Origin of the sequence: Halalkalibacter sp. APA_J-10(15) (assembly GCF_023017105.1) — a bacterium.
Taxonomy (GTDB): Bacteria; Bacillota; Bacilli; order Bacillales; family Bacillaceae_D; genus Halalkalibacter.
The window spans coordinates 100,645-117,733 of record NZ_JALKEV010000004.1; the positions used below are offsets into that span (position 1 = coordinate 100,645).

General features: G+C 37.7%; 10 protein-coding genes. All 10 read right to left on the reverse strand.

The genetic code is table 11. The annotated features are described in order from the left end of the window. Positions 1 to 65 precede the first annotated feature (65 nt). The 10 genes from MW695_RS06330 to MW695_RS06375 all read right to left on the reverse strand — a co-directional run bounded on the left by MW695_RS06330 (position 66) and on the right by MW695_RS06375 (position 17,016). Complete coding sequence (locus MW695_RS06330; protein ID WP_247104276.1) at positions 66 to 1,580, reverse strand: glycoside hydrolase family 43 protein; 1,515 nt, start codon at positions 1,578 to 1,580, stop codon at positions 66 to 68. Between the two features lie 33 nt (positions 1,581 to 1,613). Further along, complete coding sequence (locus tag MW695_RS06335; RefSeq protein WP_247104277.1) at positions 1,614 to 2,633, reverse strand: endo-1,4-beta-xylanase; 1,020 nt, start codon at positions 2,631 to 2,633, stop codon at positions 1,614 to 1,616. 291 nt (positions 2,634 to 2,924) lie between these two features. Next, positions 2,925 to 8,210: a family 43 glycosylhydrolase gene (locus tag MW695_RS06340; RefSeq protein ID WP_247104278.1), complete on the reverse strand. Its 5,286-nt coding sequence runs from the start codon at positions 8,208 to 8,210 to the stop codon at positions 2,925 to 2,927. A 376-nt stretch (positions 8,211 to 8,586) separates the two neighbouring features. Then, on the reverse strand, positions 8,587 to 9,534 hold the full coding sequence (locus MW695_RS06345; RefSeq protein WP_247104279.1) for a carbohydrate ABC transporter permease: 948 nt from the start codon (positions 9,532 to 9,534) through the stop codon (positions 8,587 to 8,589). A gap of 127 nt (positions 9,535 to 9,661) precedes the next feature. Next, positions 9,662 to 10,576: a carbohydrate ABC transporter permease gene (locus tag MW695_RS06350; protein ID WP_247104280.1), complete on the reverse strand. Its 915-nt coding sequence runs from the start codon at positions 10,574 to 10,576 to the stop codon at positions 9,662 to 9,664. Further along, the gene (locus tag MW695_RS06355) at positions 10,573 to 13,128 is read right to left on the reverse strand and encodes a DUF5696 domain-containing protein (RefSeq protein WP_247104282.1); all 2,556 of its coding nucleotides are present in this window, start codon (positions 13,126 to 13,128) and stop codon (positions 10,573 to 10,575) included. Before MW695_RS06355 ends, MW695_RS06350 begins: the two co-directional genes overlap by 4 nt. Positions 13,129 to 13,143: 15 nt before the next feature. Then, positions 13,144 to 13,770, reverse strand: coding sequence for a YIP1 family protein (locus MW695_RS06360; protein WP_247104283.1), 627 nt, complete (start codon positions 13,768 to 13,770; stop codon positions 13,144 to 13,146). Beyond that, positions 13,767 to 15,227 (reverse strand): hypothetical protein, encoded by a 1,461-nt coding sequence (locus MW695_RS06365; protein ID WP_483299850.1) that lies wholly within the window; start codon positions 15,225 to 15,227, stop codon positions 13,767 to 13,769. The genes MW695_RS06360 and MW695_RS06365 overlap by 4 nt, the downstream gene beginning before the upstream one ends. A 17-nt stretch (positions 15,228 to 15,244) precedes the next feature. Continuing rightward, complete coding sequence (locus tag MW695_RS06370) at positions 15,245 to 16,123, reverse strand: carbohydrate ABC transporter permease (RefSeq protein WP_247104285.1); 879 nt, start codon at positions 16,121 to 16,123, stop codon at positions 15,245 to 15,247. Next, positions 16,123 to 17,016: a carbohydrate ABC transporter permease gene (locus MW695_RS06375; RefSeq protein ID WP_247104507.1), complete on the reverse strand. Its 894-nt coding sequence runs from the start codon at positions 17,014 to 17,016 to the stop codon at positions 16,123 to 16,125. Before MW695_RS06375 ends, MW695_RS06370 begins: the two co-directional genes overlap by 1 nt. Positions 17,017 to 17,089: the final 73 nt, after the last annotated feature.

Genomic DNA, 17,089 nt, shown 5'->3' on the forward strand with positions numbered 1-17,089 from the left:
AAAAATGGCCTGGATTGGTTTCTCTGATAGAGCAACCGATCCAGGCCATTTATCGAGTATCTAGATCATACATTCAGTTTTGTATATCGAAAATAATCAAAATCGGCAAAACCTCCAACTTCCCTCGTTGCATAATTAAATAACCCTATTCGACAACCCATAAAATGGTCTAGTGTGTATTGTAGTTTGACCACACCTCCAATTTGCGTCCATTTCAACCCATCATCTGAATAATAACAACGAGAAATATCGATACTATTTTTAAAATCAAATTCCATCTTTAGATAAATTTCATCTCTATCATATCGAACGCTTTCAACTAGTTCCTGCTTGCCTGTATTACCTTTCACACACATCTCAACATAACGGTTTCCCGATTCATCTATCCGAATTCCAACTGTCCCAAAATGAAACTGTAGCGCAACAATCCCCGCATAATCACCTGGTTTCATATATTGACTGTCCATTAAGGTCATTCCACTACAAGCAGGGCCTTCAGTTCTTTGTGTTAATGTATTACGCGCATATTCGACACTTTCTGTTAAATGTCCCGTTATCAACCTCAAATAACCTGGTCTTGCTGTAACTGTCCACCATTGATTGTTAGGATTATGATTCCACTGCCAATTATAAGACAATTTGTTTTCCTCATAATTAAACTCATCACTTTTAACAATTGACACTGATTCCAGCATTGGTAACTTTGCTTCAAAAGCCTTTGGAACTTTCCCATCAAAACCAAATATCGGCCAATTATCTAACCATCTAACAGGTACAGCACAAGGAATTCTTCCAACAGCACCATGATCCTGAAATAAAAAAGCGTACCATTCCCCGTGAGGCGTATCCACAATACCTCCTTGAGCAACTCCTTGATTTTGATAACCCATATCATTATCAAGAACAATCCTACGCTCATAGGGACCCAAAAGCTCTTTCGAACGATAGCAAATCTGTCGTCGACGTTTATTTCCAAACTTTGGCCACTCAATAAAAAATAAATAATAATAGCCATTTAAATGGTACGCATGACACCCTTCACATCGTAGGCCAATGCCTTCATACTCCGTAACAAGCAGTACCTGATCTATTCCGCCTTCTTTTTTCGCAGTAGCATCTTCCGTTAATTCCGTAATACGGATGTCACCATTTCCATGAATAACAAAGACTCGTTCATGATCAAACAACAAGCACGGATCATGATGAAGTCCTGGAATAACAGAACATTCCCACTCACCGTTTTCAATATCATTTGTTTGATACATGTAAAATTGATTGGTGTCATTGCTTGAAAAACAAAGATAGAATGTTTGATTATGATAACGTAAGCACGTCGCCCATGACCCTTTACCATAAATGTTCTTTCTATCAATTAAACGATGTTCTTCATTATCAGCAAATGTGTCAAACACATAATTAACGATCTCCCAATCTTTTAAATTACATGATTTCATTATCGGACAACCTGGCATTGAATGCATACTCGTACTTGACATATAGAAGTATTTCCCTACACGAATCACACTAGGGTCTGGAATATCGGTCCAAATAATTGGATTTGTAATGATTGTATTACTCATGATAACCTCTCCTAAATAAAATACATTCTTTGATCATGAACGTGCCACATCCAATAGCTTCCAATAGGATTTCTTTGGTTGGTGATTCGAGTCAAAAGGGAACGGCCAATTTCGACGACCCCTTACAGGAAAATCATTTAACCAAGTATAGTCATCTGCTGCACCCCAAAAAGTAACAGATGAAATAACGTCAGAATACTCTTTAAAAATGTTAAAAAACATTTCATATCGTTCAGCTTGCATTTCCATTAACGCTTCTGTCGGCTCTACTAAATCAGTACGACGGTCATCATGATTGAAAACGGATACATCCAGTTCGGTAATATGTAACTGTAATCCAAGGCTTGCATATCTCTCAAGCCCTTGACGAATAAGATCTTGTGTCGGATATTCCAAATTCCAATGAGCCTGTAATCCAATTCCATGAATGGGTGTACCATTCTCTTTCAATGATTTAACCATACTATATATTTTTTCTCTTTTCTTTGGAACAAATTCATTATAATCATTATAGAACAAGAGTGCATTTGGATCCGCACTGTGAGCATATTCAAATGCTTTTGAAATAAAGTCCTCACCTACAATATCAAGCCATTTTGAAGGCCGAAGCATCTCTTCGTTTTTGTCAGAGACTACTTCATTAACTACATCCCAAGCATATATTTGCCCTTTATAACGCTTCATCACCGTTTCAATATGTGACTGCATTCGCTTCAAAAGAGTTTGTCGATCTACGAGATTTCCATCCTGTTGCTCAAACACCCACTTTGATGTTTGATTGTGCCATACAAGCGTATGTCCCCTAACTTCCATCTCATGTTCTTTCGCGAAAGAGATAAGACGATCCGCATGCTCAAAAGTGTAATGATGTTCACATGGATGGAGACTTTCGAATTTCATTTCATTCTCTGCAGTTATACTATTATAATGATAACTAAGTAGATCACGTTGAGTATGAATTGTCTTCGAATTCACAGCTGCTCCAATTGAAAAATAGTCCCCAAACACCTCATGAAGCCTTTTACTTTCTGTCACCTTAGAATTCTGCACCATTTTTCATCCTCTCGTTACACGTATCCAAATGTGTATATATGGTTTAGTCTAGCGAACTTAGATATTTACAACAACCTGTCATTCTATTGGTTCTTAACCCTATACCTTATAGGTTACCAAAACGAAAGAACTCTTTTTTAACTCAAATTATTTAAATTAGAATATTAAATGAAGCTGGGACAATTGTGTTTAAACAATTGAGAACCCGAACAAATACATTGGTGCAAATGACTTTCCTAACTACACTTCGTATAAACACTTTCGTTATGTCCCAACCTCATTCAACCTAATCTACATTCTTCTTTTACGAATAACCAATAAAGCTACACTACCTATAACGAGCAATGCAAGACCGTACATAAGATAAGTGTACAGATCCGTCGCCGTACTAGGCAATACTTGGTCATCTTCACCATTCTGGCCATCTTGTCCGTCCTGACCATCTTGACCGTCTTGACCATCCTGACCATCTTGACCATCTTGACCGTTCTGGCCATCTTGACCGTCTTGACCATCCTGACCATCTTGACCGTTCTGACCGTCCTGGCCATCTTGGCCATCTTGACCGTCCTGATCACTCTCTTCCTCTACAAATACCCCATAAGCAGAGAACGTTGTAACACCTAATACGATCGTTTGACTCTCTTCATTCACTTCTCCGCCACGATACTCCCATTCATCTTCTTCATCACTATAATAATAAATTCCCAATTCATCTGTATGAACATCCTTTTCATGTCCTAATTGCAATCTAAATTCATTCGTAGGAATAGTAGCACCATCAGCATATTCAAACATGAACGTTAACTGATCACCAGCAGGAATTAAACCCTCGTAATTTGTATTTGTAATATCTTTCGTTGCTACTTTCAATTTCGTACCATCTGGTAAATCTAATGGCATCTTGATCTTACTATTTGATCCAACAATCGAGTACGTAATGCCAGCACGAACCTCTTCTGCTTCCTCAGCATCTAACATTAACTCTCCAGGTGTCTCCTCATCCTCCTCATTTTCATCCCTATCAGCCTCAGTAAACTTCCAATAATCAAAGTTAAATAAATGATTATCTCCTTCACCCTTAAACATAAAGAAAATATTATGAACACCTGTTACAGCTGTTACATCCGTCTCCATAAGGAGCCATTCTTGTTCCCCACCTGTTGGTTCAATCTCTAATGAGCCTATTACTTCTCCAACCGGACTATCTATTCGAATTTCAATCGTTCCACCTACACTCGATGCGATATTCGCTTTAAATGTACTAGCACCATTTTCACCAAAATCGGCATTTGATATTGCAACCCAATCACCATCTTCAATATTTGTTACATGTAAGTTGAGACTCTCCAATTTACTTCCTGGTGCTTTTGAAACCTCTGTTGATATGCCTGCATTCCAAGCAAACGTTTCAGCCTCTGTTCTTGTATATGGGTTAAGAGTTCTAGTTTGACTGACACCATTCATATCCGCTTGAACATCTTTTATTTTACCATTCTCATAGTATTCAATCTTATTAATATGAGGAGATCGATACCCCATCGTATCGTCCATTAATTCCTTTGACAGAGTTTGGGCATGGTAAGTAATATACCATTGATCATTAAACTCAAATATATGATGGTGATTGTTTCCACCGACATCAAAGAAACGAGATGGATTCCGTAAAAGCGTTCCCGCATAAGTGAAAGGACCCATCGGATCATCACTAATCATATATGCGATTTCTCCATGAAGTGGCATGCCCTCTTCACGTACACCTGAGAAATTTGTACTATAAGAAAAATAATATTGCCCATTATACTTATGCATTTCTGAAGCCTCAAACATGAAAGGTGCATCAATCATGACGGCTTCTCCGACTGTATCTATCATATCGTCGCTCAATTGAATGACACGAGCTGTTTGAGGATTAGCCGCTTGCTCAGGAGTCGGATTTGCTCCACCAGGGACTCCGCCTCCAAAGTACAAGTACCCTATACCGTCATCATCGATAAAAACACCTGGATCAAAGTTCCAAACTACTCCTTCTATTCCAGGAGTATTCCCATGAATGATTGGCCCTCCAATTGGATCAGTCCAAGGACCAAGCGGGCTATCTGCTGTAAGGACACCAATGTTAGATGCGTTATTACAGAAGTATAGGAAAAACTTATCCTCACCATTCATTTCCTTATGAGCAATTGTCGGTGCCCACGATTGACTAGCCCACGAGGCTGCTCCATTAGGTCCTGCAACCGGGATAGAACCGTGGTCTGTCCAGTTTACTAAATCTTCTGATGAAATGACTGTCAAAGTGTTAATATTTGCATACGTATTGGCAATGATTTGACCATTTTCATCATACTCAAACTCATCATTTGTCATATAAATATATACTCGTTCATCATGGACTAACACATTGGGATCTGCTCCAAACTTGTGACTTATGAGTGGGTTGTGATACCCTGGAACCTTCGCTAAAGCATCTGTCTCCAATTGTAATAATTCAATGTTTGCAACAGCATCATGCACATTGTAAACAATATTTGCACCTTCTACTTTAATATAATTGGCTCTAAGTTTTTCATTACGATTTGACGTTACAAAGTCATCCACCTTTAACGTAATCGTAGCAAAGAGTTGGGAGTCCTCATTTGAAAAATGAAAGTCATCTCCACTAACCGTTAATAATAGCTGGTTATTTATGAAGCTAAAGGTCCCTTCACCATGAATATTCTCAGTATGAAATTCCACTTTAGAAACAGACAAGCCTTTAGGAATATGAAAAGATGCTAATAACGCCTCATATTCTCCATTTGGAAGCGCATCCATTTTTATAGGTACTTCAAATTCATTGTTTGGCACCCCAACCACTTCAGAAACATCATCTAACTGAACATTTAATACCGTTTCGACACTTTCAGAGCCTGTTATCGCATCCTCCACTCTAAAGTAGTCAAAATCAACATAGCCACCTGGATTTTTCGTAGCATAATTAAATAAAGCAAAACGATAGCCCATGAAATGCGGTAGCGTATATTCCATTTCTAATGCATCACCGATAGGCGTCCACTCCACACCATTTAGACTATAATAGAAGTAAGCACGATCTGTACGGTCTTTAAAATCAAAATCCACTTTAAAATAAACTCTTTCTTCATCTAAAGGTATACTCTCTACTTCCTGTAATTCTTCAGAAGTCCCCGTTGCCATGACAATTGACTTAGCATTGTCCTCCATTTTAACACCAACATAACCATACTTCTCTTGGAAGGCAGCAAGTCCAGCGACGTCTCCATCTCGCATGTTGTCCACTTCTATTGCAATATTACCTGAGCTTTCTGGTCCAAATGTTCGTTGAGTTAACGTATTTCTAGTATCATGAATACTCGTATCAATGTTGCCGTTTGTTAATCTTAAAAAGCCGTGACGATCGGTTAAAGACCAATTCGTATTATCCGGATTATGGTTCCATTGCCATACTAAATCGAGGTTTGATCCATTATAATCATGCTCACCTGGATTAACAGTATCAGGCACTCCACCTTTATTAATAAATGATATATCATCAACATAGAAATCCATTAAATCTGTAACAGGATCAGGGTTATCCGCCCAGGGTGTTTCAATAAAAATAAACGTTTCTGATAGATCAGTACCTACTGGAAGTCTATACGTCCCTGAAATCGTTGCCCATTCCCCTTTTTGAACGGTTGCAGAACCAATCACTTCGATCCCTTGCCAAGTTGGTCCATTTTGAATCGCAAATTGAAAATTCTTCTGATCTGGCCCTTCCGTATATTTGACCTTCGCCGAAAATTCATAAATATGGTTAACTTGAACAGCTCCAGTCAACACATATTTTGGACCATCACCAGTTAGTTCTCTATTGGTTACATGTAAGCTGTGAGAACCGCTATACGCCTCTTTATTTGTTACCTCGATGGTAGCATTTCCATAAACATCCCATGGCTCGAGACCATCTTCAAAACTCCCATTATTAATAAGATCAGCTTCGCCTGACCCAGTTTCCGTTGTTGTCATAAAGAGGTCATCTACATAAAAGTTCATTAAATCTATTTCCTCATCAGGCTCAGCTGTCCAAGGTGTTTCAATAAAAATAAACGTTTCTGATAGATCTACATCCTCAGGTAAAATATAGGACCCCTCAATCGTTGCCCATTCACCTTTTTGAGCGGTCGTAAAGCCCATCACCTCAATACCTTCCCAAGTTTCTCCATTTTGGATCGCGAAATGGAAGTTTTTTTCATCAGGTCCTTCTGTATACTTAACTTTTGCCGAGAATTCATAAACCGTTCCAGGCTCCACTTCACCTGAAATATCTTGTTTCGGGCCATCCCCCGTAACTTGGCGATTGGTCACATATAAACTATTTGACCCACTATATGCCTCTTCACTTGAAAGCTCGATATCTGCTCCGAAACCTTCCCATGGTTCTATTCCATCTTCAAAGTTACCATTATCAAGTAATTGTATACGTTCAGTTGTAACTGGCACTTGGCTCTCTGACTTAGCAAGAACATCTTCTGTTACATTTGCATGGTTCGTTTCAAAAAGCCGGTTCGTATTTTGATAAAATTCATCAGAAGCTACAATTCGGTTAGTCGAATTGACTCCTTGAACTGGAATCGGCAACTCTCTTGGAGCTTGTCCGTCTTCTCCAAAAATAGGCCAATCATCTTCCCATGTAACGGACACAAGGAATGGTGTTCGCCCTACTGCTCCATTATCTTGAAATATCATCGCATACCAATCGCCATCAACGGTATCAATCATTCCGCCTTGAGCAATGCCAGAGTCTTCTAATACGATCCGACCCTCGTAATCTCCATTTATCGAATCTGAACGATAGATTAGTTGCGTTCTCATACCGCCTTCTGGCCACGTAATAATCGATATATAATACTTTCCATTTATTTTTTGAATCGTTGCTCCTTCACCTGGTAGTCCACCAGAACCAGCTATTTCACCTGAATTCGGAATAATAACTTCATTCAAACCGCCTTCTTTAACAGCCGTAGCATCGGATGTTAATTCCGTAACCGAAATATTGCCGCTCCCATGCACTAAATATACACGTCCATCATCATCAAAAAGAAGAGACATATCATGGAAATGCGCATCAAGTGTATGCCTTGTCCATGAGCCATTTTCAATATTAGTCGTCGTGTAAACATACGTATTACCTGTTGTATTTGAAGAAAAGGCCGCATAGTAAGTCCCTTCATGATACCTTAACGAAGGTGCCCATGAACCTGCTGAATATTCGCTTTGTCCATTTCTTAAAGATTGCTCATCATCTGTTTCAAGAATATCATAGACATAATTAACAATTTCCCAATTAACGAGATCATACGATTTCATAATGGGAACACCTGGATTCATATGCATCGTCGTACTTGCCATATAATAAACGTCCCCCACCCTAATAACATCAGGATCTGGCACATCAGAAAATATAAACGGATTTTCAAAAGTCTCATTTGATTGTTGAGCAAGTAACGGCATATTTGGTAAAAACAAACTTAAAATTAGCGCAAATGTCATTAAAACGGCAAAGAATTTTTTATTCATGGTTTTATTGTCCTCCTTACTATTTTTAAAACGATTTGAAAACCATTATTCCATAGTGTCATCTAGTTGATGACTTCGAAGGATCAACAACACCCCAAAACGCTGGCTTCTCTTTAAGGTGAGTATATATACTAATGGAGCATTAGTTTGATCAACCGGAAATGAGCGACCCACGTATAGCTTAAGCACTTTCCCCAAAGGTCTTGTCCTCATGCCTCAAACCTTTTCTCACTTATCTTCTAAGCTTCTGAAAGGAAGGGATACTTCATCAATCGTTAAAATCGATCGATTGTGCATATCCCTTCATCATTTGATCGTTCTTTAGAAGCTTTCTCAACTTTATACCAAACTTATTCTGTGTTCCAACTCATAGAATTTATCCAACAATTCCAGTACGCTCAACACTTTGAACAAAGTAACGTTGAACAAATAAGTAAATAATAATTAAAGGAAGAATCGCGAGCAGGATCCCTGTATCCTGTACCATACTTAAGTAAAACGGATCGGTACTCGTTGCATCGCCTCCCTCAAGATGAATCGCTAAATTATAGGGCAATGACGATAATTGTGTTGACATCACATTACTTGATGTCAAATACGTTGTCGTGAAGAATGTATCGTTCCACTGCCATACAAATGAGAACAGCATAACAGTTACAATAGCTGGTAATGCATTAGGTAGCATAATACGAAAGAATGTTGTCCCTACTCCGGCCCCGTCAATATAAGCAGCTTCTTCAATTGCTTTAGGAATTCCCCTGAAGAACTGTCTAAAAATAAAAATAAACAATCCTGCCTTTAGAGAGTTCGCCGTCAATGCTGTTAAGATAAATGGCCAATACGAATCCAATAGATTAACCGAACTGCCTGTTATTAGTGGGATAAGTCCCATTAAGCTAAATTCCCTTAAATTCATATACATCGGGATAAGAATCGTTGTCGGAGGGACCAAAATAGTAAGAATCACTCCTCCAAAAAGTAGTTTACTTCCTTTAAATTGCAGGCGGGCAAATGCATAGCCCGCAAGTGCACACGATGCAGCTGTTAGTATTGTTGTCGTCGCTGCTAGAACAAACGTGTTAAACAATGTATCCCAATAATTCATAATCGACATCGCATTTCGGAAATTATCAAGTGAATAATTTTCTGGAATCCATACGACTATTGGTGAATACAAATCACTTTTATGCTTAATAGCTGTCGAAATCTTTTGAATGATAGGATAGAGAATGATAAACGATAAACCAGCTATTAGTACAAGCCGAACAATCGACCAAACCCAATGTTTTATCTTTTCAATCGTTAACCATTGAGCTATCTTCAATGCCCTCACCCTCTCTAATCGAATTTTCCTTTATGAATTAATATACTTTCAAACAAATGTTGCTCCATGTTAGAAAATCAACCCTCTTCTTTGTCCGTAATACCCAACCATTCAAGCTTCTCATGTACTAATCTTGGTAAAATACCTTTTTCGAAATAAAATACGTGCTTACTGCCAAAATAAGCATAATTGAAACAAAATATAGCCATGCCATTGCTGAACTAAGACCGAAATTAAAATTATCAAAACCTGTGGACATGATCAGCTCAGTCACTGGACTTCTAGAAAACGAATCTATAATCGTATAAACCAAATTTACTAAAATAAGTGGACTAACCATCGGGAACGTAATTTTCCAAAAAGCTTCATATCCAGTTGCACCCTCAATCTTAGAGGCTTCGTACAGCTGTGGTGGAATCGTCTGAATCGCTGCCAGAAAAATTAAAATTTGAACCCCTGATTGACTAACTATTTCATAAATCCGATCAACAGCTCCTGTAAGATAATTAACAATCGTTACATTCACACCAGAATTAATCATCATTCTTTGCAATTCAAAGGAACTTAACATATTTGAAAACCCACCAGAAGTAGCATTTTGCTGATTAATATCTTGCACTAGACTAGTTGCTTCTAAGCTTAAAATAACTCCAGAAGCAAGGATAACGGGTAGAAAGAAAATCGACCTTGCTAATGACCTCCCACGGAAATTCTGATTCAGTATGACCGCCAAAAATAAACTAAAAATAACAATCAAAGGTACATTAATAACAATATTCATAATCGATTCAATTAAAATTCTATTAAAGCTTGTATTGATTGTTAATGCTTCAATGTAGTTGCTTAGTCCAATAAATGAAACGGTCATTCCTTCTGAACTTGCTGAAATTTCACTAAAACTATATTGTAATGACGTCACTAAGGGAACGAAAAAGAAAAAGATAAACCCTAATAACCAAGGCGAGACGAAAAGAACACCCCAAAACACCTTCTGACCTTCATATGTTCGCAACGTTCCACTTAATTTTGCTAACGATTTCAAAACGTCTCACCACCTGTCATATAACCTTGAGCCTCAATTTCCATTTCATCTATGGACACAGCTGTTTCATTATAGTTAACAATAACGTAAATCCCATTGCTATAGACTGTTTTGTAAACGCCTTCTTCTAGTTTCTCATGTGCCACTATAGATTCATTATGAACATGACTCAGTACAGCATTTATTTCATGATAGATCCTAGTCGCATCATCGATCCATTGCTCATAATTTACAGAATATAAGTGGTTATACTCTGTATCCTTCAATTTATAATTAGGTTCATGGATCCATTTGAAATGAACACCAGCACCATATTCTAATGATTTCAATATATACTGTCTCTCATTCGTATAAGTAGATAGATTAAAAGGCGTACTCGTATAATCGATAGATCCGCGAATCACCATTTGATAGAATGGTATAGCTTCATCTTGGATTTTAAATCCACTATTGTTTATTGGGACATCAATAATATCTGATAAGTATGGCAAAGTGTAGTGATTTCCCCCTTTAGCCATAATATCTAAGTTTTCATCATGGATCATTTTCATCGTTTGAACAGATATTCTTTCAGATTCAGTACGATCAATTTGCTTGTTTTTTCTGAAATCACTATTTAATTGATCAGCCAAATCTCTCAATGAAATACCATTTGTTTCGTGTAATACGAAATCATTTAGCATCGACTCTGTGTATGCTTCTAAGCGCCCAGGCGACAAGACATATGAAGGTGATTTCGTTCGATCTCGTCTCTCTAATGTCAAATCCATAGGATACAAAGTTGCCGGCATACCACGTAACGTCCTTGATGCTTCCCTCGCTTCATTAAATCCTGATGATGAGTTGACATTAAGTAAAGCCACTTCAGGGAAAAGAGAGATGCCTTTCTCCTCGGCAAAATCAACAAATTGATGCAATCCTGACTTTCCTCCGATCGCTCGATCAACTGAAATGCTTTTTGGTACTTTATGATCAACACCGGAATTAAACCAACCTAAGTAATTTAATTTAATGTTTGTTATATCACGACCTTGCATCTGATTCACAATATCTTCTGCTTGTTCAAATGTTGTAAGTGCTTCAAGAGACTTGTAAGGAACGCCTGCAAAATGCTTCTGCTTAGGTATACTACCTACTAACTGTAAATAAAATGGAATATCCTTTACTAATGTTTCTTCATTCTCTTTTTCAGGAAGCCCATTTGTCTTTTCAAGATACTCGCGATAATAGTTAGCCATACCATAATAAGAAGCTTCTTCACCATGTAAAAACGTATACCTCACTTTGAAATCTGAGTCCATCGGTTCTTCTTGAAAGCGAGGTAATGTTCGTTCTTGCTCATTCGCTTGTAAAGTGACATCGCCTTTATTCACAACATAAAAGCTAGGATATACATAGTTATAGCTGTTTACCCTGCCGTTAACATCTGCATTGATTGTTGCAGCAGATGCCCCTTCTTCAATGATTCCAAATAAAGCTCCTTCTTCTCGAATTATCCCAAATACAGGTAGTCGGACAGTTTGTTCTGTTCTTTCATAATCAGATAGTTCCATCGTTAAATCTGAACCATACACTGATTGCTGATATGCTGAATACTTTGATTTACCATTATTAAAATGAATCAAAGCTCCCGAACCATCTGGCACAAACAATGACCCTTCATCTTCCGCTCCACCTGCTCCAAAGAATCTCATCAATGAAATACGATTAACTGGATAATCCTCCGTGTACAGAATACTTGAAACTGGAACATTTACGATTAAACTATCTTCATCAAGCGTGTATTCGATCGTCGCTTGGAAATGCCGTGACGAAAGTGATTCTTGAGTGAAATTCAATTCCTGCATGTCCTGTTCCAAATCTTCTTCTGTATAACCAGCATCATCAAAGGCCATAAAAGCGCGTTCAAGTTGTAATCCACTAAGAGCACTATCATTTCTTTCATAAATCTCTCGATCCGTATCCTCAGTGTAAGCAATTAATAAAGCCCGTTTTCCTCCATCATCTAACTTACTTGTGATTTCTTCATAACGTGCTGAACTTAACATAAGTGGTAAATCTTCAACAGATCTCTCCGATCTACCCAATTGATACGTCACACTCACGCCATCAGTAATCTCTTCTATTTTATATTGATCATATTGAACACTATCTGAAAACGTATTAATGACACTACCCTGACCAAAATTATTATAAAAATGAATTTGCATTTGTGATGAAAGTAGGTCTTGATTAACACCTGAAGCAATAGGGTCTTCATCACGGTCAGTCGGGTTACTATGCCATATTTCATCACTATCCTTATGAAGAACAGCAATTGAGCCAGTCAGATCATCGATAAACAGTTGGAGATGATCGTTTTCGGCTATCCCTTTCATACCTTCTAAACGCTCATCCATAAAGGTAGCTTGCAACGCTTGTTCCTGAGTATAATCTAATCCAGTCAATTCACTTTCATCTATTTCAACCGATCTAGTTGATTCCGAACAACCTACTAGAACAATCGTGACAAGAAAGCACGCGAGCAGTAGTGCATTTCTGGCCTCTCTCATTTTTACCACTCCTCTCTAGTACCTAAAGATAATCTCTTGATAGATGACATGAACAAAAGCGACCACCTGTTGGATTAGACTGAAGAATAATAAGCAGAGAAAAGCCATAAACCCCATCGCTACTATCGTCAACAAGATGGTTCCTATTGATTTTGATGGTGTAAATTGATGCACTGTCATGTTTCCTACAAATAAAAGAAACAAAAACCAGAGGAATGCGAAACTTTGAGAGAAATAGTAGAATGTAACCTCTTGCATCGATATTAAGTTGCTCAACCAAATCCAAGGAAAATTAATAACAACTAAAGGTACTAATGCAAAGCAAGTTGAGATAAAAATCTCAACAAATTCACCTTCTCCGTCCGTTAAAGTGGTCAGCGACCAATTCGCCACACACCAAAATACCACTGGAACAATCACATATACAATCTCCATTAGACTATTCATCTCTTCTGGGTTATACAAATTCACGACAAACCCGCTATATTGGCTACTTAACACATTCGTTAAAATTAATAAAAACAAGATAACAAACGAGATGATTAAATTAATACGTTGACTATACTCATATTTCAGTTCCCAAAAACCATTAAAGGGATGAACGATAAGATAAAATGGGTGTTTAATTAATTCTTTGTTCATATCGAAGCAGCCCTCTTTCTTCTAATCTTTTTAAAATAAACCCTCAAAAACATTGAGCTAACAGCTAATACCATCATCCCTGTCATAATAATAGAGAAATAGTCTCTAAGAATTTCATTTCTATACAACAAGAATGCTTTCGAATAATTGGATTGATCTAAGCTTTGTTCAAAATTATGCATAGCATCATTAAATTCTTCTTTTCGTAATAGCGCTTTACCAATTCCCGCATATGCAAATTCGAGATTTGCATTCATATGAACAGCTTCCTGATAAAGTTCAAATGCTGACTCCTCATCTCCTCTTTCATAACTTCTCACAGCTTCATTAAGAGTTCGACCATATTCCGTTAATTCGAAAACAGTTATTTCCCCTAGCTCCCTATCTAAAACAAGGAAATCATCACCCAACCGTTCAATAGCTACTGGCGTATGAAATTCACCCAAGCGATTACCAATTCCACCAAATACGTACATTAAATGACCATCTCCATTGTACGTAAATATTCGACCTCTTCGAGCATCGAGCACTGAATAAATCTCACTATCTGTTACATCAATATCAATCAAGCGAGAAGGGCCGACAGCTGTAGTGTAGCGAACATCTCCAATCGGATTAAAATATCCTTCCCTTCTTAAAACGTCATCACCTCTAGAATTCAGTTTCTTAATAGCATCATCAGAGCCATCACCATTTGTCGCATAAATAAAACCATCCTCATTAATATCCATGCTTGTAAATTCAGTAGGGACGAACATAAGCATTTGGCTTCGTTGCTCTCGTGTTGCAAATCGTTTCCACAAATATTCAATGGGATCAACTTGTACACGATTTGCTCCAATAAACGTTGTGAAATAACCATCGACATTAAATTCCATGAATCCGTCGAATACACCGTCTGCCATGACATAGACCCGATTAGCATTATCCACAACAACATTCAAGGGATGAAAGGCAAAACTCTCATTAATCAGCTCAGATTGTGGGTCATCGATGATTTTGACCAAATTTAAGTCTTCATCCAAATGAACAACACGCTGATTATCTGTATCAGCAATAAAAATGTCATTCTCATTTGTCACAAACAAACCTCGCGGATTAGAGAATGTTTCTAATTCTCCCTCCTTATCAAAAGATTGAATGGTTTCTACTAATTGAAATTGTTCATTCAAGACGACAATACGATTATTTCCTGTATCCAATATATAAATCAAGTTATCTTCTGAGACATGGAAATCAGTCGGACTATTTAACATACCAATTCCTAATCCTTCTCCATCGACTAGCCTCGTCGGATGGTAAGCTGCAGGTGCATGTACGGACTCCCCCCAAAATGAGTAATTATAGGAAGCTGGCTGATTGGCAGCTTGTACTGTGCTCACTTCAGTACCTATAGCCACCAATAGAATCATGATCATAAGAAGATAGATGTTCACTCTCTTAATCGTTTTCACTATCAAATCACCGCTCCCTTCTAATCTTTCATCCCAGAATTGGACATGGTTTGAATGACACTACTCTGGGAGATAAGGAACATGATAATAGGTACACTCATAAGAAATAATGCAACTGCTGCTCCAACCCCAGCCCGAGCAATTCCTCCAAGTGTAATTTGTTCTAATGCATAATTTAATGTCTTTAAGTCCTCACTATAAATAAAGTTCCCTCCATTAGAACCCCACAACATAGGAAATAATAAGATTAATAATGTTAACCATGCAGGTTTCACATTAGGCATAACAATTGTCCAAAAAATTCGATACTCACTAGCTCCATCAATTTTAGCCGCTTCAAGCATTGGATCTGGAAGCTGCTCCATAAACTGCTTCATCAAGAATAATCCTAATGGAAAGGCCATTGACGGAATGATGAGAGACGCATGTGTATTTATCCATCCTAACCAAGACATCACCATGTAGTTTGGAATCGCGGTTACATGAGGTGAGAACATCAATGACAATACAACAACTGAGAATATAAGCTTTGAACCCGGGAATCGATACTTAGCCAGCGGATAAGCTGCTGCCGATGCTAAGATAATGTGCCCTGCTGTTCCTATCAATGTAATAATGATCGTATTAGCAAAATACCGCGACAATGGTACCCAAGAATCCCCCATTACAGCAATAAGATCAAAGAAATTATCCAAGGTAGGATTTCTGACGAAAAAACGTGGTGGAAAAATAAATAGTTCATCCAATGGTTTAAAAGCATTATTGATCGCATAAACTAGCGGTAATGCCATAAATGCTCCGAACAGACCAAGGAATGCAAATAATAAGAATGTGACAGTAAATGAACGATTAAGTTTTTTTCTGAAAATCGATATTTTTCTCCCCTTTATTCTCAACATCAATCACCTACCTTTCTTAGTATTTTTTGGACAATCATATTCGTTCCTACCATAATCGCAAACAATACAGTTGCAATCGCAGAAGCATAGCCCATTTCAAATCGAATCGTGCCGAAATCCATTAGATGGGTCACAACCGTATGTGCCGCATAATTAACACTTGGAAACCCTGCAAGAGCAATGGAAATATCTGCAACAGCAAAGGCCATCGTTATTTGTAGGACAGCACCAAATAATAACTGCGGTTTCATTGATGGTAATGTAATAAACCACAGCTCTTGCCATCTGTTTTTAATACCATCTACCGCACCAGCTTCAATAATCGAACGATCAATCGTTTGAAGTCCTGCAATAAATGCCAAAAAACTTGTTCCTAAGCTCAACCATAGCTGAACGATAATGACAACTGCCAATATATATTGTTCGTCTTTTAGCCATTGAATAGGCTCTAAAATAAAGCCTGCCTGCATAAGGAAACCATTTAAATACCCGTACGTATCTCCAGAAAAAATAATGAGCCAAATGAAAAACACATTTCCAGAAATAGAGGGTGCATAAAATACTAATGTCATAAACGCACGTACTTTCGGTGAAAGCTCATTGATAATCCATGCGAATATAAAGCAAGCAATATAACTGATTGGCCCCGTTATTGCTGCAAAAATAAACGTATTTCTTAAAGCAATCATAAAAATATCATCATTTAGGAATAATCTAGAGTAATTATCCCAACCGATAAATTTAGGCAACTCTAACATGTTAAATGAAAAGAAGCTTAGCCCAAATGAAATCACGACTGGAATAATTGTAAACATAAAGAAAATAATCATATAAGGAGCCATTAAAATATAATAATGCTTCCCTCTCTTAAGCTCCTTTTTTATTTTCATCATTCTCGTTTCCTTAGTCGAATAGATGGGGTTTTTTACTGGTTGTTGGACTGGTTTTACTTCCACCTGCTTCCAC